We start from the raw sequence: 26,334 nt of genomic DNA on the forward strand, positions 1-26,334 counted from the left end.
GTCCTGCGGGGCGCCGAAGCCGCCCTGCGGGCGCTCGTTCGGCGGCTGCTGGGGTGGCTGGGGCGGCTGGGTCATGACGTCGTCAATTCCTTGGGGAGGAGAGCGGTCGGGCGAATGACTGGGTGGGGGCGCGTCACTTGCCGTAGGCGAGCATCAGCTTCGCCTGGGTGGTGGTGCGCATGATGTTGGTGGTCGAGATGTAGAAGCGACCGTCCACGTAGTCGACGTCCTTCGAGTAGAAGCCGCTCTCGATCCGCGAGGTGCCCTTCGGGTGCTGCAGAAGGGTCTTGGGCTGGTGCGAACCGGACGTCGCGATGGAGACGACACGGCCGCCGGCGTCGTACGACGGCTTGACGTACGCGATCAGCGAGCCGTCCTCCACCTTCAGCGGAAGCATCGTTTCGTCCAGCGGCGACTTGACGCGCCAGGCCTCCTTGCCGGTGGCCAGACTGAACGCGACGATGTCGTTGGCGCCGCTCTTCTTGTCGGACGGCAGGTAGAGGTACTTGTCGTCCGTCGTCACGCCCAGGCACCCGGCCAGCTCACGGCCGAGGACCGCCGTGTCGCACTCCGGCGCGTAGTTCTCGTCGCTGATGACCTCGGAACGGGTCTCGTCGCTGTTCTCCTTCAGCACCGAGATGTTCCACTTCTTCTTGTCCTCGTTGGTGAGGTACACGATCGTGGGACTGACCGAGTAGACCTTGGCGATCCGCCAGCCCTTGGGGAACTTCTTGGTCCACAGGGCGCGGCCGGTCTTCGGGTCGAGCTGCTGGAGTTCGTCGTGCTCGGTGGGCGTGCTCGCACCGCAGGACAGGGCCATGAGGAGCTTCTTGCCACCGGCGAAGCCGTTGGGGAAGCAGGTGCCCTCGTCCTTCTTCTTCGCGACGTAGAGCTTCTTGCCGTCGCTCATCCGCAGCGCGGTGCCGGACTGGTCACGGCTGACCATCAGCACGTCGCCGACGAGCTCCAGCTTGCTGGAGAGCGCCGAGTCGAACAGGCCCTCCTTCTTGACCGGCTTGCCCCAGCCCTTGCCACCGGTGTCCAGGTCGACGACCTGGATCTGGTTGCACTCGGCACCGCTCTGCGAGCCGTCCTTGTACGCGACGACGATCTTGCCGTCGTCGGTGGCCGTCTGCGTCGCGGCGCAGATCTTCTCCGGGAACTCGATGGCCTTCCAGGCCGTCTTGCCGGTCTGCACGTTGTAGGCGAGGAGCTGCTTGTACGCGGCCTTGACCACGATGTCGCCGTTGATCCACATGCCCGGGGCGTCGCCACCGGAGCCTGGGACCTTGGGCGCCTCCTTGTACCAGAGGACCTTCGCCTCGCCGGGCTTGCGGTCGGCGTTGAGGTCTTCCTTGCCCTCGTGGCCGTCGCCGCTGCCGTTGCCCGGGTTGGCCGGGGCGGAGGCGGACGGCTTCGGGTCCTTGTTCTTCGCCTCGGGCTTCTTCTCGCCGCCGTCGTCACCGCTGACGACGGCATAGGTGACACCGCCCGCGACGAGCAGCGCGGCCACGGCCGCGGCGACGATCACCACGAGCTTGTTGCGCTTGCCGTTGCCGCCGCCCGGCGGGGTGCCGGGCACGTCGGGGCCGGGGAACTGCGGCTGCGTCGGCGCCTGCGGGTATCCGTACTGCGGCTGGTTGCCGTACGGACCGGGCTGCGTCGGCTGGTTGTACGGACCCGGCTGCTGGGGGTAGCCGTACCCCGGCTGGGGCTGCTGCGGATAGCCGTACCCCGGCTGGGGTGGCTGCTGCGGCTGGCCCGGTGGCTGACCGGGTGGCTGCTGCGCGCCTCCCTGGCCTGGATCCTGTGGTGCTCCGAAGCCGCCGGACGGCGGCTGGTTGGGCGGCTGAGTCATCAGCGCTCCCCCCTTCACTGATTTTTCGGCACGCCAAAGGGTGCTTTCAGGTCAGCCTTTCTATCACCTTGCGCCCGTACCACACGGGGCCGGTCCTGCCCCTGTGCCCAAGGGAGGACCGGCCCGTGATGCGTCCGTTACGCGAGCTGCACGGGAGCTCTACGCGTCCTCCGCCAGCTCCAACCAGCGCATTTCCAACTCGTCGCGCTCGCCGATCAGTTCGCGGAGCTCGGCGTCCAGTTTGGCCACCTTTTCGAAGTCCGTGGCATTGTCGGCGATTTGTGCGTGGAGCTTGGTCTCCTTTTCAGAGACCTTGTCCAGCTGCCGTTCGATCTTCTGCAGTTCCTTTTTGGCCGCGCGGGCGTCCGCGGAGGAGACGGTCTTCGTCGCCGCGGACTGCGCGGGGGCGGCCGCGGGGGCCGACGGGGCCGCGGCCGCCGCCATCCGCTGCCTGCGCTCCAGGTACTCGTCGATGCCGCGCGGCAGCATCCGCATCGTGGCGTCGCCCAGCAGCGCGAACACCTTGTCCGTCGTGCGCTCGACGAAGAACCGGTCGTGGGAGATCACGACCATGGAGCCCGGCCAGCTATCGAGCACGTCCTCCAGCTGCGTCAGCGTCTCGATGTCGAGGTCGTTCGTGGGCTCGTCGAGGAAGAGGACGTTCGGCTCGTCCATGAGCAGGCGCAGCAGCTGCAGCCTGCGCCGCTCACCGCCGGAGAGGTCGCCGACCGGCGTCCACTGCTTCTCCTTGTTGAACCCGAACGTCTCGCAGAGCTGCCCCGCGGTCATCTCCCGGCCCTTGCCCAGGTCGACGCGCTCGCGCACCTGCTGCACGGCTTCGAGGACCCGGAGCGTCGGCTTCAGCTCGGCGACCTCCTGCGAGAGGTAGGCCAGCTTCACGGTCCTGCCCACGACGACCTTGCCCGCCGCGGGCTGCACGTCGCCCTCGCTGCGGGCGGCGTCGGCCATGGCGCGCAGCAGCGAGGTCTTGCCCGCGCCGTTCACCCCGACCAGGCCGATGCGGTCGCCGGGGCCGAGCTGCCAGGTCAGATGCTTGAGCAGCATCTTGGGCCCGGCCTGGACGGACACGTCCTCCAGGTCGAAGACCGTCTTGCCGAGCCGCGTCGTCGCGAACTTCATCAGCTCGCTGGTGTCCCGCGGCGGCGGCACGTCCGCGATCAGTTCGTTCGCCGCCTCGATGCGGAACTTGGGCTTGCTGGTGCGGGCCGGGGCGCCGCGCCGCAGCCAGGCCAGCTCCTTGCGCATCAGGTTCTGCCGCTTGGTCTCCTCGGTGGCGGCGATGCGCTCGCGCTCCGCGCGCGCGAAGACGTAGTCGGAGTACCCGCCCTCGTACTCGAAGACGGAGCCTCGCTGCACGTCCCACATGCGGGTGCACACCTGGTCCAGGAACCAGCGGTCGTGCGTCACGCAGACGAGCGCCGAGCGCCGCGTCCGCAGGTGCTCGGCCAGCCAGGAGATGCCCTCGACGTCGAGGTGGTTGGTCGGCTCGTCGAGCACGATCAGGTCCTGGTCGGCGATGAGCAGCTTGGCGAGCGCGATGCGCCGCCGCTCGCCGCCGGAGAGCGGACCGATGACGGTGTCGAGCCCCTGCGGGAACCCCGGCAGGTCGAGCCCGCCGAACAGCCCGGTCAGCACGTCCCTGATCTTGGCGCTGCCCGCCCACTCGTGGTCGGCGAGGTCGCCGATGACCTCGTGCCGGACGGTGGCGGCCGGGTCGAGGGAGTCGTGCTGCGTCAGCACGCCGAGCCGCAGCCCGCCGTTGTGCGTGACGCGGCCGGTGTCCGCCTCCTCCAGCTTGGCGAGCATCCGGATCAGGGTGGTCTTCCCGTCGCCGTTGCGCCCCACGACGCCGATCCTGTCCCCCTCGGACACACCGAGTGAGACGCCGTCGAGCAGGGCACGGGTGCCGTACACCTTGCTGACTGCCTCGACATTGACCAGATTGACGGCCATTTCACTCCTGACAGGGGGGACGATCGACCTTCAAGCGTAGTCGCCCGCGCGGACGGCCCCCCGACCGTCTCCCGGAACCGGGCCCCGCGACCGGCCGCGCCCCGCCCTCTCGACCAGCAGCCAGCCCACGAGCGCCATCGCGACCGCCGCCGGTGCCGTCACGTGGACCGCGACCAGCAGCGCCGTGCGCCCTTCGAGGAGGCCGCCGAAGCCGACCATCGACAGGCCGAGCACCCCGAACAGGCAGAGCGTGACGCCCACCGCGGCGGCGGGACCCGAGAAGGCGCCCGCAGCACCCGGCCCGCGTGCGGCGCCGGGACGTTCGAAGCGGCGGAAGACCGCGACCAGCGCCGCCGTCAGGGCCGCGGCCGCCGCCATCCGCGGCGGCACCTGCACCCACCACGCGCCCGTCGCCGGTTCCGGCAGCGGCACGTCGAGGGCGAGCAGCACCCCGTACACCCCGAGCATCGCCGTCAGATGCCACAGGAACGCCGTCATGGAGATGCCGTTGGCCGCCACCACCCCGCGCCACACGCGCGGCCGCGCCAGCCACCGCGTCGCCGGGGCGCGCAGCAGCTCCACGGCGCCGACCAGCCACATGCCGTGGCAGAGGAGGGCGAAGGTGGGCGGCGCCATGTTGGAGACGCGCTCGCCGGGCATGCCGACCATGGAGAGCGGATAGGGGCCGAGGGCCACGAGCAGGGCGGCGCCCGCGAGCCCCGCACCGGCCAGGACGTACGGCATCCGGAGCCTGCCGTCGGCGCGCAGGAAGCCCAGCTGGTGCACGGCGAGCCAGACGAAGGCGAAGTTCAGGAACTCGACGTACGGCACACCCAACGCGAAGCGCGCCACGTCCACCGCGCCGGCCGCCCCCACGAGCGCCCCGAAGGCACCCCACCCCCACCGCTCGTGCAGCCTCAGCAGGGGCGGTGTGCAGGCGACCATCGCCAGATAGATGCCGATGAACCACAGCGGCTGCGCGACGAGCCGCAGCGCGACCTCGACGAGTCCCCCGCCGTGGCCGCCCAGCTGCAGGACCAGCGCGCCCGCGCCCCACACCCCGATGAACACCATGGTGGGCCGCAGCAGCCGCTGGAGCCGGGCCCGCAGGAAGGCCGAGTAGCCGGACCGCCCCTCGGAACCGCGGCTCGACGAGCGGTACGACAGCGCGTGCGAGAACCCGCCGACGAAGAAGAAGACCGGCATGATCTGCAGCGCCCACGTGAGGAGTTGCAGGTCCGGTACGACGGCGAGGAGGTTGCCGACCTCGGCCCGGCCGTCGTCGCCGACGGTCACCGCGGCCATCAGCCAGTGCCCGGCCACGACCGTGCCGAGCGAGGCGACCCGCAGCAGGTCGACGTACCGGTCACGCCCCGCGGGCGTCCGATCGGCCAGTTCGCGAACGCTTGATCCCATGGACGTACGATCACGCGCCGCCCTGTGGCGGCGTCAGCGCCCGCGTACTCAGTTCGGCATCTGAGTACCTGAGCGCTCCGCTGGAGCTGCCGCGCCATGCCGTCCGTCAGCTGCCGCACCGTCGTGGCCGGTCGCGCGGTTCCCCGCGCCCCTGAACGGTCAGCTGTTGTTGCCGGAGGCCAGTTCGCGGCTGCGGTCGCGGGCTGCCTCGAGGGCGGCGATGAGGGCCGCGCGCACTCCGTGGTTCTCCAGCTCGCGGATGGCGTTGATCGTGGTGCCCGCGGGGGACGTGACGTTCTCGCGGAGCTTCACGGGGTGCTCGCCGCTGTCGCGGAGCATGACGGAGGCGCCGATCGCGGCTTGCACGATCAGGTCGTGGGCCTTGTCGCGGGGCAGGCCGAGCAGGATGCCCGCGTCGGTCATGGCTTCGACGAGGAAGTAGAAGTAGGCGGGTCCGGAGCCGGAGAGGGCCGTGCAGGCGTCCTGCTGTGTCTCGGGGACGCGGAGCGTCTTGCCGACGGCGCCGAAGATCGCCTCCGCGTGGGCCAGCGCCTCGGTGGAGGCGTGGCTGCCCGCCGAGATGACGGACATGCCCTCGTCGACGAGGACGGGGGTGTTCGGCATGACGCGGACGACCGGGGTGGACTCGGTCAGGCGCTCTTCGATGAAGGCGGTGGTGATACCGGCGGCGGCGCTGATGACCAGGCGGTCGGGGGTGACGTGCGGGGCGAGTTCGTCGAGCAGCTTGGCCATGTCCTGCGGCTTGCAGGCGAGGATCAGGGTGTCGGCCTGCTTGGCGGCGTCGGCGTTGCTGACGGGGGTGACGCCGTAGCGGGTGCGGAGCTCGTCGGCGCGTTCCTGGCGGCGGGTGGTGACCAGCAGGTCGGTCGGCGCCCAGCCACCGCGGATCATGCCGCTGAGCAGGGCTTCACCGATCTTTCCGGTGCCGAGGACGGCGACTTTCTGGCTCGTGTTGCTGCTCATGAACGGTGGCCTCCGGGGTTGCTTCGTCCGGGGGCCATCCTCGCATCGCTGTGCCGGGGGCAGCGGTGGTGTCCGGTGGGCGGGATGCCGGGGCCGGGGTGGGTCAGGCGGTGCGGCGGCGCAGGGTGGCCGCGCCGAGGGCGAGGACCAGGAGTGCGCTGCCGGCGACGATGACGACGTCACGGACGAAGTCGCCGGTGATGTCGGGGTTGTGGAGGACTTGGTTCATGCCGTCGACGGCGTACGACATGGGGAGGACGTCGGAGATCCACTCCAGGACCGGCTGCATGGTGTCGCGCCGGGCGAACAGGCCGCAGAGCAGGAGCTGGGGGAAGATCACGGCCGGCATGAACTGGACGGCCTGGAACTCGGAGGACGCGAAGGCCGAGACGAAGAGGCCCAGTGCGGTGCCGAGGAGCGCGTCGAGCAGGGCGATCAGGAGCAGCAGCCAGGCGGAGCCGGTGACGCTCAGGCCGAGGGCCCACAGGGCGAGTCCCGTGGCGAGGAGGGACTGGACGACGGCGAGGGCGCCGAAGGCGAGCGCGTAGCCGGCGATGAGGTCGCCTTTGCCGAGGGGCATGGCGAGGAGGCGTTCGAGGGTTCCCGAGGTGCGTTCGCGCAGGGTGGCGATCGAGGTCACCAGGAACATCGTGATGAGCGGGAAGATCCCGAGGAGCGAGGCGCCGATGGAGTCGAACGTCTGCGGGCTGCCGTCGAAGACGTACCGCAGGAGGAGCAGCATCACGCAGGGGACCAGGATCATCAGCGCGATGGAGCGCGGGTCGTGGCGGAGCTGGCGCAGGACGCGCGCGGCGGTGGCGAGGGTGCGGTAGAGGTTCATGGGGTGCTCCTGGACGTGGTGCTGCTGGACGTGGTGCTCCTGGGCCCGGTGTTCCTGGGTGGGGCCGCGTGGCGTGCGTCCGCTTCGTCCACGAGGTGGAGGAAGGCCTCTTCGACCGTGTCGGAGTGGGTGCGGGCGCGCAGGGCGTCGGGGGTGTCGTCGGCGAGGAGCTCGCCGTCGCGCATGAGGAGGAGGCGGTGGCAGCGCTCGGCCTCGTCCATGACGTGGGAGGAGACGAGGATCGTGGCGGCGCGGTCGGCGGCGATGGCGTGGAAGAGCCGCCACAGGTCGCGGCGGAGCACGGGGTCGAGGCCGACGGTCGGCTCGTCGAGCACGAGGAGCTCGGGGGCGCCGAGGAGGGCGACTCCCAGGGAGACGCGGCTGCGCTGGCCGCCGGAGAGGTTTCCGGCGAGGGAGTCGGCGTGCGAGGTGAGGGCGACGTCGTCGAGTACGCGGGTGACGTGGTCGCGTCGGCGGTCGGCCGCGGTGCCCGGTCCGGGGTCGAGGACGGCCGCGAAGTAATCGAGGTTCTGGCGGACGGTCAGGTCGTCGTAGACGGACGGGCTCTGGGTCACGTAGCCGACGCGGGGGCGGAGGACGGGGGCGCCCGCGGGGTGGTCGAGGACCTTCAGGGTGCCGGTGACCTTGGCCTGGGTGCCGACGATCGCGCGCATGAGGGTGGACTTGCCGCAGCCGGAGGGGCCGAGGAGTCCGGTGATCTGGCCTCGGGGGACGGTGAAGTCGAGGCCGCGCAGGACGGTGCGGGGGCCGCGGACGACGGTCAGGCCTTGGGCCAGGACGGCCGGGGGTGTGGTGGGTTCGAACGCAGCGGATTCGGGTGTGGTGGGTTCGAGCGTGGCGGGCTCGGGCGTGGTGGTTCGGGCTGTCGCGTCCGGTCGGGTGCCGGCCGGGCGGGCCGCCGAAGCCTCGGGGCGGGCCGCCGGGCTCCTCTTATTCATCATGTGATGAATAATCCTCCCGACGGCCCCCGTCGTCAACCGTCGACCCAGACCAGCAGGTCGACGGCGTAGCGCTCCTCGACCACGCCGTCCGGGAAGACCTTCAGCAGCTCCGTGCGCTCCTGCGCGACGAACTCCGCCGTGCGGCGCTCGCCGAGGACCAGGAACGCCGAGTGCGTCGCGAGGTTCGCGAGGTGGGTGTCGACCGGGACCCGGCGGCTCCAGCGGAGCCGGTCGCGGTGGAAGTCGAGGGCGGTCGTCAGGTCCTTCGCGCGGTGGGCCGCCCGGTCCGCCGCGCGGTCGGCGTCGTCGGCGGTGCCCAGGAAGCGGGCGATGCGATCGGTCTGCTCGCCGAGCCACGGCGTGTCGGGATCCGGGTCGCCCTGGCGGTTCCACCACAGGGCGAGGGCGCCGCCGGGGCGCAGCACGCGCAGGGCCTCGGGCACGGAGCGTTCCTGGTCCGTCCAGTGCCAGGCCTGGGCGTACGTGATGAGGTCGGCCGAGCCGTCGGCCAGCGGCAGGGCGTCGCCGCTGCCGCGTACGAGGGGGATGTGGGGCAGCGTGCGGCGGAACTGTGCCGCCATGCCGTCCCCCGGCTCGACCGCGAGGACCTCCGCTCCCCGCTCGGCGAGCAGGGCGGTGGCGATTCCGGTGCCCGCGCCCACGTCCACGACGCGGGCACCCGCGAGGGGACGGGCGGACAGGCGTTCGACGGCGGCGAAGAGGGCGGGCGGGTAGGAGGGGCGGTACGCCGCGTACTGGGCGGCGGCCGCGTTGAAGGAATGGGCGCGCGAAGGGGCGGCAGTCATGGGGGAATCGTCGCGCGCGGAAGGACGAGCCCACCAGAGCCGCCTGCCGTCCTCGGCAGCCGGAGCCGCCCACCAGAGCCGCCTGCCGTCCTCGGCAGCCGGAGCCCGCCCGCCCGAGCCGCTCTCCCCCGGGCTCCCTACGCTCCCGGCCCGCGCCTCAGCGCTTGCGCTTCTTCCGTGACGGGTTGCCCGTGCGGCGGGCCGTGCGCTTCGCGTACTGCTCGCGCGCCGCCTCGTACTCCTTGCGGTGCAGCTTCTCGCCCGGGGCCTCCGACAGGGAGCGGAGGAAGTACGCGAGGAGGCTGCCGACGAAGCCGATCGTCATCAGGCCGCGCGTCGAGGACTGGGACGCCGCGTCGTGGCGCCGGGTGAACCCTTCCCAGGTGCGGCGGAAGGCGATGGCGCTGCAGATCGCGAACATCACGACGACGAGGGCGTTCACGAGCGTGCCGACGGCCGCGATGGTCAGGCCCTCGTAGGCGAAGCGCAGCACGAAGCAGCCGACGGCCGCCCCCACCAGCGAGCCGACGGCGACGCCGGCGCGGCGGGCGCCGTAACCGCCGTCGTGGTCGACCCAGGTCGTCCCGAAGAAGCGGAGTGGCTCGGGCTGCGGGCCGGGCGCGGTGCCAGAGGTGCCGGAGGCAGCTTCGGTGCCAGAGGTGCCAGAGGTGCCGGTGGGGCCTGCGGGGTCAGTGGGTCCCTTGGTGCCGGATTCTTCGCTCACCGTTTGATTATCGCCTGCCGCTCCTGAGAGCCGGGGGCGGCAGGCGTCCCACGGGGCCGGGGCGTCGCGGGGGCAGGCACGCCCTATTCGTCCCCCGCCTTGCCGGCGCGCACGTCCCGGCCGCTAGTTTGGGCTGCGAAAAGTTGCATCGGTGAACGCGGGGGAGGTCGGTGAGCATGTCGCTTCGTGGAGGAGATCCGGAGGAAATCGGCGGATACCCGCTCGAGGCGCGCCTCGGGTCGGGCGGCATGGGCACGGTCTTCCTGGCCCGCTCGGCGTCCGGCCGCCCCGTCGCGATCAAGCTGATCCACCAGCAGTTCGCGGACGACGAGGAGTTCCGGATCCGCTTCCGGCAGGAGGTGGCCGCGGCCCGCCGGGTCAGCGGCGCCTTCACCGCGGCCGTGATCGACGCCGACCCCGAGGCCGAGCACCCCTGGATGGCCACCGCGTTCATCGAGGGCCACACGCTCGCGCAGCGCATCGCCAAGCAGGGCCCGATCGGCGGCGCCGAGCTGCGCAGGCTGGCCATCGGGCTGACGGAGGCGCTGCGCGATATCCACCGCGCGGGCGTCGTGCACCGGGACCTCAAGCCGTCCAACGTGGTCCTCTCCCCCGAGGGCCCCAGGGTCATCGACTTCGGCATCTCGCGCGCCGCCGACCAGCAGACGCTGACGATGACGGGCCGGGTGATCGGCACGCCGCCCTTCATGTCGCCCGAGCAGCTGCAGACACCACGCGGCGTGGGGCCGCGCTCCGACGTCTTCTCGCTGGCCACGCTGCTGGTGTACGCGGCGACCGGGCAGGGCCCCTTCGACGCGGACAGCCCTTACATGACGGCGTATCAAGTGGTGCACGAGCCGCCCTCGTTGGGCGAGGTGCCGGGCAAGCTGCGGCAGGTGGTCGAGCCGTGCCTCGCCAAGGATCCCGCGGACCGGCCGTCGGCGGACGAACTTCTCGTACGGCTGCGGGATCTGCCGTCCGATCTGGGCGGCGCGACGGGTCCCGCCGAGAGCCCGCGCTGTACGCGTGAGACGGACACGCAGCACCACCTGTCGGCCGAGGACGACACCCCGGCACCCGGCGCCGGGTCCCCGCGGCCCGCCGCGCAGGACCCGCACGCCCATCCCGCGGCCGGCTCCGAGACCGGGACCTTCTTCGGCCGTCGGCTGCGCCGCCGCTGGCGTCCGGCGCTCGCGGCCGCCGTGGCCGTCGCCGCGATCGGCGGTGGAGTCGCGGTGGTGCGGGCGGGCGACTCGGACGGGTCCGGCGGCTCGGGCGGCGAGGGGCGCGACATCGCGGCGGCCGGGGCGCGGCTGCCGGGCGGCTTCGAGCCGTGGCGCAAGACCGTGCCGGGCGGCCGCGCGGACATACCGGACGAGCTGCGCTGCGAGGCTCGCGACGACGCGCTGTTCTGCGGGGGCGGCGGCGTCGTCGCGACGCGGATCAGGCTCTCCGACGGCTCCCGCGTCTGGACGGAGAAGAGCCCCGGCGTGCCCATGCAGGGCATGCACATGGTGGGCGTCACCGACGACACGGTGCTCGGCTACCGCCTCGCGGCCCAGGACGACCCGGTCAACCCCGCCACCGAAGTCGTCGCCATCGACGCGGACAGCGGCGACGAGCTGTGGTCGACGCCGTCCGGCGCCCAGTCGACGGCCGTGACGAACCGTACGCAGGACGCCGTGGTGGTCGACTCGACCGTCGTGACGGTCGACGGGTCGAACAGCCGCTTCGAGGCGCGGCGGGCGCACAGCGGGAAGGTGGCCTGGAAGCAGCCGTTCCCCGCGGGCAAGCAGTGCGCTCCAGTCCTGGCGGGCACGCGGCTGTACGCGATGTGCGCGCCGCGCGCCGAGATCGACGCCACCGATGTGCGCCACCCCGACCTGCGCGTCGTCGACCTCGCGTCGGGCAGCCTCGGCAAGGCCGTCCCCGTCCGGGGCCCGGCGGTGCCGGTCGGCACCTCCGACGGCAGCCTCGTCCTGCTGCACGAGCGCCACGAGGGGCCCGAGCTGGTGGGCTACGACGGGGTGATGCGGGTGGACCGGAACTCGCACGACGTGTCGTACGCGCGGCTGCCGAAGACGTTCGACGGGACGCCCGGGATGGCGGACGGCACCGTCTTCGTGACCGGGCAGACCGGGCTCGTCACGGCGCTCGACCCGGCGACCGGCCGGAAGAAGTGGTCACGCCAGACGGGCGTGGAGGGCCTGTCCGGGCCGGTGTCCGGGGACGGCGACGGGACGCTCTACTTCAGCTCGGCCAGCGGCCGGGTCGCCGCGCTCGCGTCGCGCGGGGGCGAGCCGCGGTGGACGACGAACCCGCGCGCCGAGGGTCTTGCGGGCGAGGTGAACGCCAGCCCGCGCGTGGCCGTCAAGGGCAGCGAGGTGATCGTGGCGGCCGCCGAGAACACGGTGTTCGCCTTCGACGCGACGAAGCCGCCGAAGTCCGGCTGAAAGAACGCCGGACCCCGGCGGCTCGTACGGCCCGTGCTCAGCAGCGCGGCGCCACGTATCCGTTGCTGCCCGTGCGGACGTACGTGTCCGACACGTACCGGCCGCTGCCGATGCGGTCCCAGATCTTCGACGTGCCGGTCGGCCCCGTCACCGTCTCGCCGGACTTCTGGCAGGCGATGGTCACGCGGGAACCCGCGCTGAGGCGGCCGACCTTGCGGTACGAGGTGCCGGGGCCCGATCGGACGTTGACGTCCGCGACGATCGGGTAGCTCCTTGCCGCCGTCGCCTGGACGGCCGCGCCGTCGGCGCTGTCGGCGCTCGCCGCACCATCGGCTTCCGGCGCCATGACGTTCTCGCTCACAGTGCTCTCCCCCGTTACACGGCGGCGCGGGCCGCCCTCGGTGTGTATCCCACACCAAGGACGCGCCCGCGCCCCGAAAGGGTTCCGGCTCAGCCGAGCTTCGACACGTCCCGGACCGCGCCCTTGTCGGCGCTGGTCGCCATCGCCGCGTACGCGCGCAGGGCCGCGGAGACCTTGCGCTCGCGGGCCTTCGGCGCGTACACCCCGCCGAGCGCCGCGCGGCGGGCGGCCAGCTCCTCCTCGGGGACGAGGAGTTCGATGGAGCGGCCGGGGATGTCGATGCGGATCCGGTCGCCGTCCTCGACGAGCGCGATCGTGCCGCCGGACGCCGCCTCGGGCGAGGCGTGGCCGATGGACAGACCCGACGTGCCGCCGGAGAAGCGGCCGTCGGTGACCAGGGCGCAGGACTTGCCGAGGCCGCGGCCCTTCAGGAAGGAGGTGGGGTAGAGCATCTCCTGCATGCCGGGGCCGCCCTTGGGGCCCTCGTAGCGGATGACGACCACGTCGCCTTCCTTGACGCCCTTGTTGAGGATCTTCTCGACGGCCTCTTCCTGCGAGTCGCAGACGACCGCGGGGCCCTCGAACGTCCAGATCGACTCGTCGACGCCCGCGGTCTTCACGACGCAGCCGTCCACCGCGATGTTGCCCTTGAGGACGCCGAGGCCGCCGTCCTTGGAGTAGGCGTGGGCGACGTCGCGGATGCAGCCGTTCGCCGCGTCCGTGTCGAGGGTGTCCCAGCGCTCGGACTGCGAGAAGGCCTCGGCGGAGCGCCGGCAGCCGGGCGCGGCGTGCCACAGTTCGACGGCCTCGTCGGAGGCGGACCCGGAGCGGATGTCCCAGGCGTCCAGCCACTCCTTGATGGAGGGCGAGTGGACGGTGTGCACGTCCTCGTTCAGCAGCCCGCCGCGGTAGAGCTCGCCGAGCAGCGCGGGGATGCCGCCCGCGCGGTGCACGTCCTCCATGTAGTACGTCGTGGTGGGCGCGGCGTTCGGGGCGACCTTGGAGAGGCAGGGGACGCGGCGCGAGACGGCGTCGATGTCACCCAGGTCGTAGTCGACCTCGGCCTCGCGGGCCGCGGCGAGCAGGTGCAGGATCGTGTTGGTCGAGCCGCCCATGGCGATGTCGAGGGCCATGGCGTTCTCGAAGGCCGCGTGGGTGGCGATGCTGCGCGGCAGGACGGAGGCGTCGTCGCCGTCGTAGTACCGCTCGGTGATGTCGACGACCGTCCGGCCCGCACGCTCGTACAGCTCCTTGCGGGCGGTGTGCGTGGCGAGGACCGAGCCGTTGCCCGGCAGGGAGAGGCCGATGGCCTCGGTCAGGCAGTTCATCGAGTTGGCGGTGAACATGCCGGAACAGGAGCCGCAGGTCGGGCAGGCGTTCTCCTCGATGCGGAGGATGTCCTCGTCCGAGATGCTCTCGTCGACCGCGTCGCTGATCGCGTTGACCAGGTCGAGCTTGCGGACCGTGCCGTCGACGAGGGTGGCCTTGCCCGCCTCCATGGGGCCGCCGGAGACGAAGACCGTCGGGATATTGAGGCGCAGGGCCGCCATCAGCATGCCGGGGGTGATCTTGTCGCAGTTGGAGATGCAGATCAGGGCGTCGGCGCAGTGCGCCTCGACCATGTACTCCACGGAGTCCGCGATCAGGTCGCGGGACGGCAGGGAGTACAGCATTCCGCCGTGGCCCATCGCGATGCCGTCGTCCACGGCGATCGTGTTGAACTCGCGGGGGATGCCGCCCGCCTCGCGGATCGCGTCGGAGACGATGCGGCCGACCGGCTGCAGGTGCGTGTGGCCGGGCACGAACTCCGTGAAGGAGTTGGCCACGGCGATGACCGGCTTCCGCCCGATGTCGGCCCCGGGTACACCGGAGGCGCGCATAAGGGCGCGAGCGCCCGCCATGTTGCGGCCGTGGGTGACTGTGCGGGACCTGAGCTCGGGCATGGTCGCTCGCTCCTTCAGGGATTTCGGCGATCTGGCGGTCTGGCCGTCCGGCGATCGGGCGGTCCATGGAGAGATATGACTGCTGTCGAGCGTACGCCGCGGCTCCAGGATCTGGACAGGCTGTCCGAATTGCGGGACGCCGGTCTCACGGCCCCGTCAGATGCCCCTGCACCACGGGGGCCAGCCGCGCCACGAGCTGTTCCACGTCCGCCGATGCCAGCGGCTCGACCTGGATCACGTACCGGAGCATCGAGACGCCCACGAGCTGCGCGGCCGCGAGCTCGGCCCGCAGCTCCGCGTCCGGCAGCGGCAGCCGGTCCGCGATGTGCCCGAGGAGCTGGGTGGAGATGAGGCGGCGGAAGATCGCGGCGGCCGTTTCGTTGTCCACCGCCGAGCGCACGATGGCGAGCAGCGGGGCGCGCGTCGCGGGGTCTTCCCAGACGCCGAGGACGAAGCGGGTCAGCCGCTCGCCGACCCCGTCGAGCGGCCCCTCGTCGATCGCGGCGGGCGCCTGCAGCGCGGGCGCGAAGGCGATGGTGATGGCCGCCTCGAAGACCTGTTCCTTCGTGCCGAAGTAGTGGTGCACGAGTGCCGGGTCCACCCCGGCGGCCTTGGCGATGCCGCGCACGGACGTCTTCTCGTAGCCGCGCAGGGAGAACTCCGCGCGGGCCGCCCGCAGGATCTCGTCGCGCGTCGCGGGCCCGGTCTCCGTCTGCGTACGGGACGGGCGTCCCCGGCGCCGCGGCGCGGCGGCCTCGGACGGCGCGCCGGGGGTCATGAGCGGGGCACCTTCACCGCGGACGCCAGGTGCAGCCGGGTGAAGGCGAGCGCCTCGGCGAGGTCGGCCTCACGTTCGGCGCTGGACATCGCGCGGCGCGTGTTGACCTCGATGACGACGTGCCCGTCGAAGCCGCTGACCGCCAGGCGCTCCAGGAGCTCGGCGCAGGGCTGTGTGCCGCGGCCGGGGACGAGGTGTTCGTCCTTGGCCGAGCCGTTGCCGTCGGCGAGGTGGACGTGACCGAGCCGGTCGCCCATGCGGTCGACCATGTCCATCGCGTCCGTGCGGGCGGTCGCGGTGTGCGAGAGGTCGACGGTGAAGTGGCGGTAGTCGTCCTTGGTGACGTCCCAGTCGGGGGCGTACGCGAGCATCTCGCGGTCGCGGTAGCGCCAGGGGTACATGTTCTCGACGGCGAACCGCACGTCCGTCTCGTCGGCCATGCGCCAGATGCCGTCGACGAAATCGCGGGCGTACTGCCGCTGCCAGCGGAACGGCGGGTGCACGACGACGGTCGACGCGTCCAGCTTCTCGGCGGCGGCCTTCGCGCGCTGCAGCTTGACCCAGGGGTCCGTGGACCAGACGCGCTGCGTGATGAGCAGGCAGGGCGCGTGCACGGCCAGGATCGGGATCCGGTGGTAGTCGCTCAGCCGGCGCAGGGCCTCGATGTCCTGGCTGACGGGGTCGGTCCAGACCATGACCTCGACGCCGTCGTAGCCCAGGCGCGCGGCGATCTCGAAGGCCGTCGCCGTCGACTCCGGATAGACCGAGGCCGTCGACAGGGCGACCTTCGCATCCGGGATGCGCACCACTGGTTCTGCCACGAGGGACAGCGTACGGGCCCCGTCCGGGCGCCGGGGAGGTGGCCTCGTACCGCCCTGGTCAGCGCCCGGACGGTCCGGTTCAGGGCGCATGCCGCCCGCTCACGACGCCGGGAGGTGGTCGAGCTTGCGCAGGATGACGCCCTCGCGCAGCGCCCACGGGCAGATCTCCAGGGTCTCGGCCCCGAAGAGGTCCATGGCGCCCTCCGCGACGAGCGCTCCCGCGAGCAGCTGTCCGGCCCGGCCGTCGGAGACGCCGGGCAGCTCGGAGCGCTCCCGCGTGGTCATCGCGGCGAGCTGCGGCACCCAGTCCTCCAGGGACTTCCGCTTCAGTTCCCGCTGTACGTAGAGCCCCTCGGTCGAGCGTGCGGCGCCCGCGAGGCGGGCGAGCTGCTTGAAGGTCTTCGACGTCGCCACGATGTGGTCGGGGGCGCCGAACCTGCTGAACTCCCCGACCGTCCGGGCGATCTGCGCGCGCACGTGGCGGCGCAGCGCCTTCACGTCTGAGGGGTCCGGCGGGTCCGTCGGCAGCCAGGCCGCGGTGAGGCGGCCCGCGCCGAGCGGCAGGCTGACCGCCGCGTCCGGCTCCTCGTCCAGGCCGTAGGCGATCTCCAGCGAGCCGCCGCCGATGTCGAGGACGAGGAGCTTGCCCGCGGACCAGCCGAACCAGCGGCGGGCGGCCAGGAAGGTCAGCCGGGCCTCCTCCTCGCCGGTCAGTACCTGCAGGTCGACGCCGGTCTCGTCCTTGACCCTGGCGAGCACGGCGTCGGCGTTGCTCGCCTCGCGCACCGCGGAGGTGGCGAAGGGCAGCACTTCCTCCACGCCCTTGTCCTCGGCGGCGACCATCGCGTCACGGATGACGGCGACCAGACGGTCGATGCCGTCGGGTCCGATCGCCCCTGCCGGGTCGAGGAGTTGGGCAAGGCGCAGGTCGGCCTTGTGCGAGTGCGCGGGCAGCGGGCGCGCGCCGGGGTGGGCGTCGACCACGAGCAGATGCACCGTGTTCGACCCCACGTCGAGGACACCGAGTCTCATGTACGGAACGCTACGCCGAGTGGGGCGTTCGGCTGGCCTCGGGCGGTCGGCCGCACGCATACCCTGGAGACGTGCCAAAGACGAAAAAGGCGAAGACCGACAAATCGAAGTCGGGGAAGTCGTCGACCAAGCAGGCCGCGTCGGAGAAGCCGACGAAGAAGGGGAAGCCGGAGAAGGTGGGAAAGCCGGGGAAGGCAGCGAAGCCGGGGAAGGCCACGAAGCCGGAGCCGGACGAGAAGGGGCTCGACTTCGCCCGTGCCTGGGTGGAGTTCCCGGATCCCGCGGACGACGAGCAGATCTTCCGCTGCGATCTGACATGGCTGACCTCTCGGTGGAACTGCATCTTCGGGAGCGGCTGTCAGGGCATTCAGCCTGGCCGCGCGGCCGACGGCTGCTGCACGCTGGGTGCCCACTTCTCGGACGATGACGACGAGAAGCGGGTCGCCGGGTACGTCGAGCGGCTCACGCCCGACATCTGGCAGCACCATGACGTGGGCCGGGAGACCGGATGGGTCTCCACGGACGAGGACGGCGACCGCCAGACCCGCCCGTACAACGGCTCGTGCATCTTCCAGAACCGCCCCGGTTTCGAGGGCGGCGCCGGCTGCTCGCTGCACATCCTGGCGCTGAAGGAGGGCCGCGAGCCGCTGGAGACGAAGCCGGACGTGTGCTGGCAGCTGCCGGTGCGCCGGACGTACGAGTGGATCGACCGGCCCGACGACACGCGCGTGCTGCAGGTGTCGATCGGTGAGTACGACCGGCGGGGCTGGGGCCCCGGCGGCCACGATCTGCACTGGTGGTGCACGTCGGCGACGTCGGCGCACGGCGCGGGCGACCCGGTGTACGTCTCCTACCGGCCCGAGCTGATCGAGCTGATGGGCAAGGAGGGGTACGACCGGCTCGTGGAGCTGTGCGAGGAGCGCCTGGCCTCCCAACTTCCGCTGCTGGCACCGCACCCTGCGGACCCGGCGACGCACTAGATGTCCCTGAGGCCCTAGCTCGGGCTCGGTGACCCGCTCCCGCTCCCGTCGCCGGGTGGCGGTGACGAGTCGCCCGGTCCCGGATCCGAGGGCGCCGGATCGGAGGGGCCGGGGTCGGACGGACCCGGATCGGAGGGGCCGGGATCGGACGGACCCGGATCCGACGGGCCGGGATCCGAGGGCCCCGGGTCGGAGGGGCCGGGGTCGGACGGACCGGGATCCGACGGGCCGGGATCGGAGGGGCCGGGGTCCGAGGGGCCCGGACCCGGCCCGGGACGCGTCGGCGGCCGCCCGTCCCCGTACCCGTCGATCGCGATGATGGCGCCCGAGGGCGCGATCGAGACGCGCGCGCTCCAGTGCCCCGCGGGCTCGCGGGTGTGGTCGACGTACACCTGGATGGTGATCGACTGCCCCGGCGCGAGCGTCCCCGACGAGCGGCTCAGATAGAGCCAGGACGCGCTCTCGCTCGCCGACCAGTGGACGGGTGCGCCACCGGACGCCGTCAGCGTGATGAGCGTCGTGTCGCCGCTGGGCTGGGCCTCGACGGTGAGGCGGCCGGGCCCGGTCGCCGAGTGGGACGGCGATCCGGCGCTGATGACCTCCACGGAGACGTCGGGCGAGTGGCTGCCCTTGGTGAAGCGGGGCTCTGGGCCCTTGCGGGCGTTGCCCGCGTTCTCGTAGTCGTCGTGGGTGCGGTCGCCGCCGAGGCCTCCGGCGCCGCTGTCCTCGCTCGCGGTGACCGAGCGGCCGTCCTGGCCCTCGCCGGTGAGCGGCGCTCCCCGGTAGGCGGCCCAGAGGGCGAGCACCGGGGCCGCGACCACGGTGGCGACGACGGTCGTCGTGACGGCACGCGCGCGGAAGCGGTCGCGGCGGGCGGCGTGGTCCTTGGGGTCCATCGGGAAGCCCCGCCGGTCGTAGCGCGGGCCGCCGCCACGCGCGCGTGGGACGTGCGCCATCGCCATGTGGAGGGCGGGCCGCGGGGCCTCGACGACGGGGAGCGCGGCCGGGCTGACGGCCGTGCCGGGCCAGGCGCTCGCACCGGCGCGCTCGGCGGTGCGGCGGCAGCGCGGGCAGTCGTCGACGTGCCGGACGAGCTCGCGGCGCAGGGCGGTGCCGAGCAGCAGCTGATTGTCGCCGGTGAGGCGGGCCACGATGGGGCAGCTGCCGGTCTCCACGACGGCGAGGGCGGCGCGGGTGCGCTCCACCTCGCAGGCGGCGGAGGCGAGCAGGCCGCGGGCCTTGGTGAGGTCCATGCCGAGGACGGCGGCGACCTGGGCGGGGGTGAGCTGGTGGCGGACGGCCAGTTCGAGTGCCTCGCGCTGCTCCGGGGTGGTTCCGGCGGCTTCCGGCCAGGCGAGCTGGGCCAGTTCGCGGCGGCGCTGCCGCTCGGTCTCTTCGGAGGCTTCCGACGAGCCGTCCGCCGGGCCCTCCGATTGCTGCTGCGGGCTCTCCGATTGCTGCTGCCCGGACGGCTCGGAGGGCTTGGAGGGCTTGGAGGGGGTCTTGCCCGCGCCGTGCGCGTGCCGTCCGCCCTCCTTGCTGCGCTTGGCCTCGGCCAGTCGGCGCAGGCAGACCCAGCGGGCGAGGGCGTAGAGCCAGGTCTTGAGCTCGCCCTCGGTCTCGGGGCCGCGGGCGCCGCGGCGCTCGGCGTGGTGGAGCACGTCCCCCAGGGCCGCGGTCGCCGCGTCGTGATCGCAGAGGACGGACAGGCAGTACGTGAACAGGCCGTCCAGGCACGGTTCGTAGCGCGCGGGAGGCGTGGTCCGGGGCGCCGGGCGCGGCACCACGCGCTTGCGCGCGTCACGGTGCGCCCGGTGTGCGCCGGTTGTGTTCGTGGGAGATTCCGGCCTGCTGCTCATCACCCGTGCGAAGTTAGGCGGATGATGCAGCTCGCTTCCGCCCTCTTGAGCACATTTAATCCTTACGGGTGAACAGATCCCTCAAAAGGGGACAGGAACGCCGGATTCCGTGGCCTTGGCTCGCACGCGCGGCGAACGAGATGCGAACGGGACGGCGCTGTCAGTGGGCTCGGCTACGGTTTCGACCATGGCTGCCCGTACGAAATCCGGGAACACCGGGAAGCAACGCCCGTCCTACCGCTGCACCGAGTGCGGCTGGCAGACGGCCAAGTGGCTCGGCCGCTGCCCAGAGTGCCAGGCCTGGGGCACGGTCGAGGAGTACGGCGCGCCCGCGGTCCGCACCACCGCCCCCGGCCGCGTCACCTCGTCCGCCGTCCCGATCGGCCAGGTCGACGGGCGCCAGGCCACCGCGCGCTCCACCGGCGTGCCCGAGCTGGACCGCGTGCTCGGCGGCGGACTGGTCCCCGGCGCCGTGGTGCTGCTCGCGGGCGAGCCCGGCGTCGGCAAGTCCACCCTCCTCCTGGACGTCGCGGCGAAGGCGGCGAGCGACGAGCACCGCACGCTCTACGTGACGGGTGAGGAGTCGGCCAGCCAGGTCCGGCTGCGCGCCGACCGCATCGGCGCCCTGGACGACCACCTCTATCTGGCCGCCGAGACCGATCTGGCCGCCGTCCTCGGCCACTTGGACGCGGTCAAGCCCTCCCTCCTGATCCTCGACTCGGTCCAGACGGTCGCCTCGCCCGAGATCGACGGGGCGCCCGGCGGCATGGCGCAGGTGCGCGAGGTCGCGGGCGCCCTCATCCGCGCCTCCAAGGAGCGCGGCATGTCCACGCTCCTCGTCGGACACGTCACCAAGGACGGCGCCATCGCGGGCCCCCGCCTCCTGGAGCACCTCGTCGACGTGGTCCTCCAGTTCGAGGGCGACCGGCACGCGCGCCTGCGCCTGGTCCGCGGCGTCAAGAACCGGTACGGCACGACGGACGAGGTCGGCTGCTTCGAACTGCACGACGAGGGCATCACCGGACTCGCCGACCCCAGCGGCCTCTTCCTCACCCGCCGCGCCGAGCCCGTCCCCGGCACCTGTCTGACCGTCACCCTGGAGGGGCGCCGCCCCCTGGTGGCCGAGGTCCAGGCGCTCACCGTCGACTCGCAGATCCCGAGCCCCCGCCGCACCACCTCCGGCCTGGAGACCTCCCGCGTCTCGATGATGCTGGCCGTCCTGGAACAGCGCGGCCGGATCACCGCCCTCGGCAAGCGCGACATCTACAGCGCGACGGTCGGCGGTGTGAAGCTCTCCGAGCCCGCCGCGGACCTCGCCGTCGCCCTCGCCCTGGCCAGCGCCGCCAGTGACACTCCGCTGCCGAAGAACCTCGTCGCGATCGGCGAAGTGGGACTGGCGGGCGAGGTCAGACGGGTCACCGGCGTCCAGCGCAGACTGTCCGAGGCCCACCGTCTCGGCTTCACCCACGCCCTCGTGCCGGCCGATCCGGGGAAGATCCCCGCCGGTATGAAGGTCATCGAAGTCGCCGACATGGGGGACGCCCTCCGTGTCCTTCCGAGGTCGCGTCGCCGAGAGGCCCCACGGGAGGACGAAGACCGCCGGTAGACTTTGCCCTGGTCTCGCCCATCCGTACGAAGCAGGGTGCCGGCGAAGGCCTGGAGAACCTGCGACCGAGGGAGTGCAGTGGCAGCCAACGACCGGGCAGCGGTTCCCGGCAAGCCGGGTTCGGGCTCCGGTGCCGATGGGCTGATGCGCGCCTCCCTGAGCGCCGTCGCGCCCGGGATGGCACTGCGCGACGGCCTGGAGCGCATCCTCCGCGGCAACACCGGCGGACTGATCGTCCTCGGCTGGGACAAGACCGTCGAGTCGATGTGCACCGGCGGATTCATCCTGGACGTCGAGTTCACGGCGACGCGCCTGCGCGAGCTGTGCAAGCTCGACGGCGGCATCGTCCTGGACAAGGACATCACCAAGATCCTGCGCGCCGGCGTGCAGCTCGTGCCGGATCCGACGATCCCCACGGAGGAGACCGGCACCCGGCACCGCACGGCGGACCGCGTGAGCAAGCAGGTCGGCTTCCCCGTCGTCTCGGTGTCCCAGTCGATGCGGCTGATCGCGCTGTACGTGGACGGGCAGCGGCGCGTCCTGGAGGACTCCGCGGCGATCCTGTCCCGCGCCAACCAGGCGCTCGCCACCCTGGAGCGGTACAAGCTCCGCCTCGACGAGGTCGCGGGCACGCTCTCCGCGCTGGAGATCGAGGACCTGGTGACCGTGCGGGACGTCACCGCCGTCGCCCAGCGCCTCGAAATGGTGCGCCGCATCGCCACGGAGATCGCCGAGTACGTGGTCGAGCTCGGCACGGACGGGCGTCTCCTCGCCCTCCAGCTGGACGAGTTGATCGCGGGCGTCGAGCCCGAGCGCGAGCTGGTCGTGCGGGACTACGTCCCCGAGCCCACGGCCAAGCGCTCGCGCACGGTCGACGAGGCGCTGGCCGAGCTGGACTCCCTCACGCACGCGGAGCTCCTCGAACTCCCCACGGTGGCGCGCGCCCTGGGCTACACGGGCTCGCCCGAGGCGCTGGACTCCGCGGTCTCCCCGCGGGGCTTCCGCCTCCTCGCCAAGGTGCCCCGGCTCCCCGGAGCGATCATCGACCGCCTCGTCGAGCACTTCGGCGGCCTGCAGAAGCTGCTCGCCGCCAGCGTGGACGACCTGCAGACGGTGGACGGCGTCGGCGAGGCGCGGGCCCGGAGCGTCCGCGAGGGCCTGTCGCGGCTGGCGGAGTCCTCGATCCTCGAACGCTACGTCTGACGCCCCGCGCCGAGCCCGGCGCGGGGCGGAGCGTCAGTCCTTCTCCAGGACGAAGGACGCCTGGGCCGTGCCGAGGCCGGGGGCCTTGGCCTCGACCAGATACGTCCCCGGAGCGGCCGACCCCGCCGAAGGCGTGGCGCACTGGGGCTCGCTGGCCCGCCGGTCCCACTGGACCGAGTGCGTGATCCGTCCCTCGGCCGGCACCCGCAGCAGCAGGCTTCCGCTGCCGTCGGGGCAGTCGGCCGAGGACCAGAACTCGTCGTCGCCCTCGGCCTGAGTGATCGTCAGCACCGTGCCCTTGCCGCCGAGATCGACCTTGCAGGCCTTGCCGCCGCTGTTCTCAGCGATCAGCTCGAACTTTGGCTTCTCGTCGATCGCGTACCGGTTCTCGATGCTGCGCACCTTCAACTTCACGTCGCCACTGGTGCAGTTGGGAAGCCGCGTACCGGCCGGAAGCCTGTCGCCCGAGCCGCCGCCGCCCTTCGCGCCGTCGTCGGAGCCGCCGCCACCGGAGCCCTCGGCGCCGCCCGAGCCACCCGAACCCGACCCGCCGGAACCGCCGGAACCGCCCGAACCGCCGGAACCCGAGCCGGAGCCCTCGCTCGACTCGTCCCGGCCGCCCGGGTGTTCACTGATCGCGGGGCCGGACCCGGTGGGTCCTGGCGTGATGGACGTCGCCGGGCCGTTGCCGCCCGGCCCGTCCGCGTTGTTGCCGCCGCCTCCGCCACCAGAGGTGACGACCCAGACGACCAGGAGCACCAGAAGGCCGAGTACGGACAGCAGAACGGCCCTCCGACGCCAGTAGATGGTGGAGGGAAGCGGCCCGACCGGATTGCGCAGAGATCCCACGCCCAAACCTTACGAGAGATCCGGTGCTTCTCCCGCCCCACCCGCCGCCTTGAGCGACAAAGTTTGCGGATCATCATCCCGGGACGGCCCGCCGCCCCCTGTCCATCGACAGGTGCGTGACGGGACGATCGCCGGATGTGACGATTCGGCCGCACTCCGTACCGTCCGTAATCATGGACACCATGACCGACGATCTCTACCGCGATATCACCGACTTCGCCCACGACACGCCGTCGTGGTTCCAGCACCTGGCCGAGGTGTGGACGGAGCTCGGACTGCTGCTCTTCGGTGTGCTCTTCATCGTCGCCTGGTGGCGGGCCAGGCGCGGGGACCCGCGCGCCCTGGCGGTCGCGGTGCTCGCTCCCCTCGCCACCGCGGTGGCCTATGTGGGCAGCGAGTTGTTCAAGTCCGTGATCGACGAGGAGCGTCCCTGCCGGGCGGTGTCCGGCGCGCTGACGCCCCTCGTCGAGTGCCCGCCGCACGGCGACTGGTCCTTCCCCAGCAACCACTCGACGATCGCGGGCGCCGCCGCCATCGGCCTCGCGCTTGCCTGGCCGCGCATCGCGGCGCTGACCGTGCCGATGGCCGTGCTCATGGCCTTCTCGCGGGTCTTCGTCGGTGTGCACTACCCGCACGACGTGGTGGTGGGTCTCGTCTTCGGCGCGCTGATCGTGTTCCTGCTCGTACGGGTCGCGACGCGTCCGGTGGCACGGATCACGCTGGCGATGCGCGGGTCGTCCACCGGGGTCGTGAAGTGGTTCGCGGGCCCGGGTCCCTCCCGGGGCCGGGGCAGGGGCGCCCACGTCCCCGCTCCCGCGCCCGCACCCGCCCCGGCGGCCCAGCCGCCGGCCTACGACCCGGCCGCGTACGACCCGCCGACCATGACGATCCGCAGGGACGACACGCAGCAGCCCCGCTGATCGCCCCGCCGACGGATCGGTCCGTTCGGTCCGTTCGGTCCGTTCGATCCGTTCGGTCAGTTCAATCCGTTCGGTCAGTTCAATCCGTTCGGTCAGTTCAATCCGTTCGGTCAGTTCAATCCGTTCGATCCGTTCAGTCCGCCTCCGGGACGAGCTCCGCCTCGTACGCGACGATCGCCGCCTGAACGCGGTTCTTGACCCCGAGCCGGTCGAGGACCGCGCTCACGTACGCCTTGACCGTGCCTTCCACGAGGTGCAGGCGCGCGGCGATCTCCGGGTTGGACAGGCCCGCGCCGACCAGGCCGAGCACCTCGCGTTCGCGCGGGGTGAGGGCCTCGACGCGGGTGCGGGCGGTGGCGGCGCGGCCCATGCGCCGGGCGCCGAAGCCGTCGATGACGTGCCGGGCGACCTTGGGCGAGAGGAAGGCGGCGCCGCCCGCCACCGCCCGTACGCCCGCGATGAGTTCGTGCGGGTCGCCGGACTTCAGCAGGAAGCCGGTGGCTCCGCCGCTCAACGCCCGCGCGACGTACGCGTCCTCGGAGAACGTCGTCAGCATCGCCACCGCGGTGCCGGGCACCGTCCGCACGATCTCCTCCCCCGCGGCCAGGCCGTCCAGGAGCGGCATGCGGATGTCGAGCAGCACCACGTCGGGCCGGTGGGCCTGCGCCAGGGAGACGGCCTCGCGGCCGTCACCGGCCTCCGCGACGACCTCGATGTCCCGGCCCGCGCCGAGAATCGCCCGCACCCCCGCCCGGATCATGGCCTCGTCGTCGGCCAGCAGGACGCGGATGGCGGGGGCGGCGCCCTCCTCCGGTCGCACCTCGTTCATCGCGCACGCTCCGTCTTCTGCTCGTTGGGCCGTTCGTCGTGCCGGTCGTCGTACCGTTCGTCGTCGGTCTCGCTCGCCGTGGGGATGACGGCCTTGTCCACGAGCCGGTCCCTCTCTCCACCGTCGTCGCCGTCGAAGCAGAGCCTGAAGTGCGCGACGGCGGTGAAGAGCTCGCCGCTCGCCCGGTAGTACGCGCAGTCGGCGCCGGGCGGCGGCTCGGTCGGCGCGCGTTCGAGCGGCGGGTCGGCGACGGTCCGGTCCGGCAGGACGCGCTCGACCTCCGCGCGGGGCTCCCCGACGCGCAGGCGTGCGTAGTCGGCGGGGGTGAGGACGGAGTGCGTCCGGGTGTACGCGTACCAGGCGAAGGTGCCCCCGACGAGCAGCACTCCCGTGGCGACGGCGGCGCCGAAGGCCAGGGCGGTCCGGCGCCGGGCGTGGGCGAGGCGGGCTCCGGCGGGCGCGGGCGGCAGGGGGGCCAGACCCCGGTGCGGGAGGCGGGCGGTGACGCGGAAGCCGTGGCCGTGCGGTCCCGCTTCGAACGTGCCGCCGAGATCCGTGACGCGGGCGCGCAGGGTGCGCAGGCCGGAGCCGCCCCGGGACGGGGCCACGGGCCCGGCGCCCTCCTCGTCGGTGCGGCCGTTGGTGACGGTCACCGACGTCGCGGAGCCGTCCCGCGCGACCGTCACGGTGACGTGGGCGCCCGGCGCGTGCTTCGCGGCGTTGGTGAGGGCCTCCTGGACGACACGGTGGACGGTCCCGTCGGTCAACTCGCGGCGCGCCGGATCACCCTGCGGCTCGGGGCGGTTCCCCTCGTCCTCGTACGTGATGCGCAGCCCCGACTCCGTGGCGCGCGCGACGAGTGCCGCGACGCTCTCGCCCGCCGGGGCCAGCGGCGCTCGTTCGTCGCCCTCCTCGCGGAGCAGGCCGATGATCGCGTGCAGCCGGTCCGTGGCCTGCGAGGCGGCCGCGCGGAGGTCGGCGGCGGCCTCGCGGTGCGGCTCCGGCAGGTCGGGGGCGACCTGGAGGGCCCCTGCCCGTACGGCGATCAGGCTCAGCTCGTGCCCCAGGGAGTCGTGCATGTCCTGCGCGATGCGGGCCCGTTCGCGCAGCCGGGCCCGGTCGGCGACGATGCGCT

Annotated in this window: 22 protein-coding genes; 5 read left to right on the forward strand and 17 right to left on the reverse strand. The window is 72.5% G+C overall.

Annotated elements, in window-relative coordinates:
- Window positions 1-133 precede the first annotated feature (133 nt).
- The 8 genes from AOK03_RS14295 to AOK03_RS14330 form a co-directional block, all read right to left on the reverse strand.
- A complete protein-coding gene (locus AOK03_RS14295) occupies window positions 134-1,858 on the reverse strand; it encodes an outer membrane protein assembly factor BamB family protein (protein ID WP_055565625.1) in 1,725 nt (574 codons plus the stop codon).
- Between the two features lie 159 nt (window positions 1,859-2,017).
- Window positions 2,018-3,832, reverse strand: a complete 1,815-nt coding sequence (locus AOK03_RS14300; protein ID WP_055565626.1) for an ABC-F family ATP-binding cassette domain-containing protein — start codon at window positions 3,830-3,832, stop codon at window positions 2,018-2,020.
- A 30-nt stretch (window positions 3,833-3,862) separates the two neighbouring features.
- A complete protein-coding gene (locus tag AOK03_RS14305; protein ID WP_055565627.1) occupies window positions 3,863-5,248 on the reverse strand; it encodes an acyltransferase family protein in 1,386 nt (461 codons plus the stop codon).
- Window positions 5,249-5,407: 159 nt separating this feature from the next.
- Window positions 5,408-6,232 (reverse strand): pyrroline-5-carboxylate reductase, encoded by an 825-nt coding sequence (gene proC, locus AOK03_RS14310; protein WP_055565628.1) that lies wholly within the window; start codon window positions 6,230-6,232, stop codon window positions 5,408-5,410.
- A 103-nt stretch (window positions 6,233-6,335) separates the two neighbouring features.
- Window positions 6,336-7,073 (reverse strand): ABC transporter permease, encoded by a 738-nt coding sequence (locus AOK03_RS14315; protein WP_055565629.1) that lies wholly within the window; start codon window positions 7,071-7,073, stop codon window positions 6,336-6,338.
- A complete protein-coding gene (locus AOK03_RS14320; protein WP_244177609.1) occupies window positions 7,070-8,035 on the reverse strand; it encodes an ABC transporter ATP-binding protein in 966 nt (321 codons plus the stop codon). Before AOK03_RS14320 ends, AOK03_RS14315 begins: the two co-directional genes overlap by 4 nt.
- Window positions 8,036-8,067: 32 nt before the next feature.
- A complete protein-coding gene (locus tag AOK03_RS14325; RefSeq protein ID WP_055565630.1) occupies window positions 8,068-8,841 on the reverse strand; it encodes a class I SAM-dependent methyltransferase in 774 nt (257 codons plus the stop codon).
- 157 nt (window positions 8,842-8,998) lie between these two features.
- Entirely contained in the window at window positions 8,999-9,565 is a 567-nt protein-coding gene (locus tag AOK03_RS14330; protein ID WP_055565631.1) for a hypothetical protein, read from the reverse strand.
- 176 nt (window positions 9,566-9,741) lie between these two features.
- Here AOK03_RS14330 and AOK03_RS14335 point away from each other — a divergent pair, with 176 nt between their 5' ends.
- Entirely contained in the window at window positions 9,742-12,018 is a 2,277-nt protein-coding gene (locus AOK03_RS14335) for a protein kinase domain-containing protein (protein ID WP_055565632.1), read from the forward strand.
- Window positions 12,019-12,055: 37 nt separating this feature from the next.
- On the opposite strand, the gene AOK03_RS14340 is transcribed toward AOK03_RS14335, so the two are convergent.
- The 5 genes from AOK03_RS14340 to AOK03_RS14360 form a co-directional block, all read right to left on the reverse strand.
- Window positions 12,056-12,364, reverse strand: a complete 309-nt coding sequence (locus AOK03_RS14340) for an SH3 domain-containing protein (protein ID WP_055565644.1) — start codon at window positions 12,362-12,364, stop codon at window positions 12,056-12,058.
- A 104-nt stretch (window positions 12,365-12,468) separates the two neighbouring features.
- Window positions 12,469-14,322, reverse strand: coding sequence for a dihydroxy-acid dehydratase (ilvD, locus tag AOK03_RS14345; protein WP_055565633.1), 1,854 nt, complete (start codon window positions 14,320-14,322; stop codon window positions 12,469-12,471).
- A gap of 145 nt (window positions 14,323-14,467) precedes the next feature.
- Window positions 14,468-15,100, reverse strand: coding sequence for a TetR/AcrR family transcriptional regulator (locus AOK03_RS14350; RefSeq protein WP_055565634.1), 633 nt, complete (start codon window positions 15,098-15,100; stop codon window positions 14,468-14,470).
- Window positions 15,097-15,921: a sugar phosphate isomerase/epimerase family protein gene (locus AOK03_RS14355; protein ID WP_079074708.1), complete on the reverse strand. Its 825-nt coding sequence runs from the start codon at window positions 15,919-15,921 to the stop codon at window positions 15,097-15,099. Before AOK03_RS14355 ends, AOK03_RS14350 begins: the two co-directional genes overlap by 4 nt.
- Before the next feature lie 99 nt (window positions 15,922-16,020).
- Window positions 16,021-16,953: a Ppx/GppA family phosphatase gene (locus tag AOK03_RS14360; RefSeq protein WP_055565636.1), complete on the reverse strand. Its 933-nt coding sequence runs from the start codon at window positions 16,951-16,953 to the stop codon at window positions 16,021-16,023.
- Window positions 16,954-17,024: 71 nt separating this feature from the next.
- On the opposite strand from AOK03_RS14360, the gene AOK03_RS14365 reads away from it, so the two are divergent.
- Window positions 17,025-17,933: a DUF3109 family protein gene (locus AOK03_RS14365; RefSeq protein WP_055565637.1), complete on the forward strand. Its 909-nt coding sequence runs from the start codon at window positions 17,025-17,027 to the stop codon at window positions 17,931-17,933.
- A 14-nt stretch (window positions 17,934-17,947) separates the two neighbouring features.
- Here the strand turns inward: AOK03_RS14365 and AOK03_RS14370 are convergent, their stop codons facing one another.
- Window positions 17,948-19,792 carry a BACON domain-containing protein gene (locus AOK03_RS14370; protein WP_425264379.1) on the reverse strand — a complete coding sequence of 615 codons (1,845 nt, stop codon included), beginning with the start codon at window positions 19,790-19,792 and terminating at the stop codon, window positions 17,948-17,950.
- Between the two features lie 187 nt (window positions 19,793-19,979).
- On the opposite strand from AOK03_RS14370, the gene radA reads away from it, so the two are divergent.
- Window positions 19,980-21,398 carry a DNA repair protein RadA gene (radA, locus tag AOK03_RS14375; protein WP_055565639.1) on the forward strand — a complete coding sequence of 473 codons (1,419 nt, stop codon included), beginning with the start codon at window positions 19,980-19,982 and terminating at the stop codon, window positions 21,396-21,398.
- Between the two features lie 78 nt (window positions 21,399-21,476).
- Complete coding sequence (gene disA / locus AOK03_RS14380) at window positions 21,477-22,601, forward strand: DNA integrity scanning diadenylate cyclase DisA (protein WP_055565640.1); 1,125 nt, start codon at window positions 21,477-21,479, stop codon at window positions 22,599-22,601.
- Window positions 22,602-22,634: 33 nt separating this feature from the next.
- Here disA and AOK03_RS14385 read toward each other — a convergent pair whose 3' ends face one another.
- Window positions 22,635-23,450 carry a hypothetical protein gene (locus tag AOK03_RS14385; RefSeq protein ID WP_055565641.1) on the reverse strand — a complete coding sequence of 272 codons (816 nt, stop codon included), beginning with the start codon at window positions 23,448-23,450 and terminating at the stop codon, window positions 22,635-22,637.
- A 173-nt stretch (window positions 23,451-23,623) separates the two neighbouring features.
- On the opposite strand from AOK03_RS14385, the gene AOK03_RS14390 reads away from it, so the two are divergent.
- The gene (locus AOK03_RS14390; RefSeq protein WP_055565642.1) at window positions 23,624-24,370 is read left to right on the forward strand and encodes a phosphatase PAP2 family protein; all 747 of its coding nucleotides are present in this window, start codon (window positions 23,624-23,626) and stop codon (window positions 24,368-24,370) included.
- A gap of 133 nt (window positions 24,371-24,503) precedes the next feature.
- Here AOK03_RS14390 and AOK03_RS14395 read toward each other — a convergent pair whose 3' ends face one another.
- Both AOK03_RS14395 and AOK03_RS14400 read right to left on the reverse strand, forming a co-directional pair.
- The gene (locus AOK03_RS14395) at window positions 24,504-25,199 is read right to left on the reverse strand and encodes a response regulator transcription factor (protein ID WP_055565643.1); all 696 of its coding nucleotides are present in this window, start codon (window positions 25,197-25,199) and stop codon (window positions 24,504-24,506) included.
- Window positions 25,196-26,334: sensor histidine kinase (locus tag AOK03_RS14400; protein ID WP_244177610.1), on the reverse strand; the 1,139-nt coding region annotated here is incomplete at its 5' end. The genes AOK03_RS14400 and AOK03_RS14395, both read right to left, overlap by 4 nt.

It is taken from the genome of Streptomyces atriruber, assembly GCF_001418325.1.
In the GTDB taxonomy this organism is placed as follows: Bacteria; Actinomycetota; Actinomycetes; order Streptomycetales; family Streptomycetaceae; genus Streptomyces; species Streptomyces atriruber.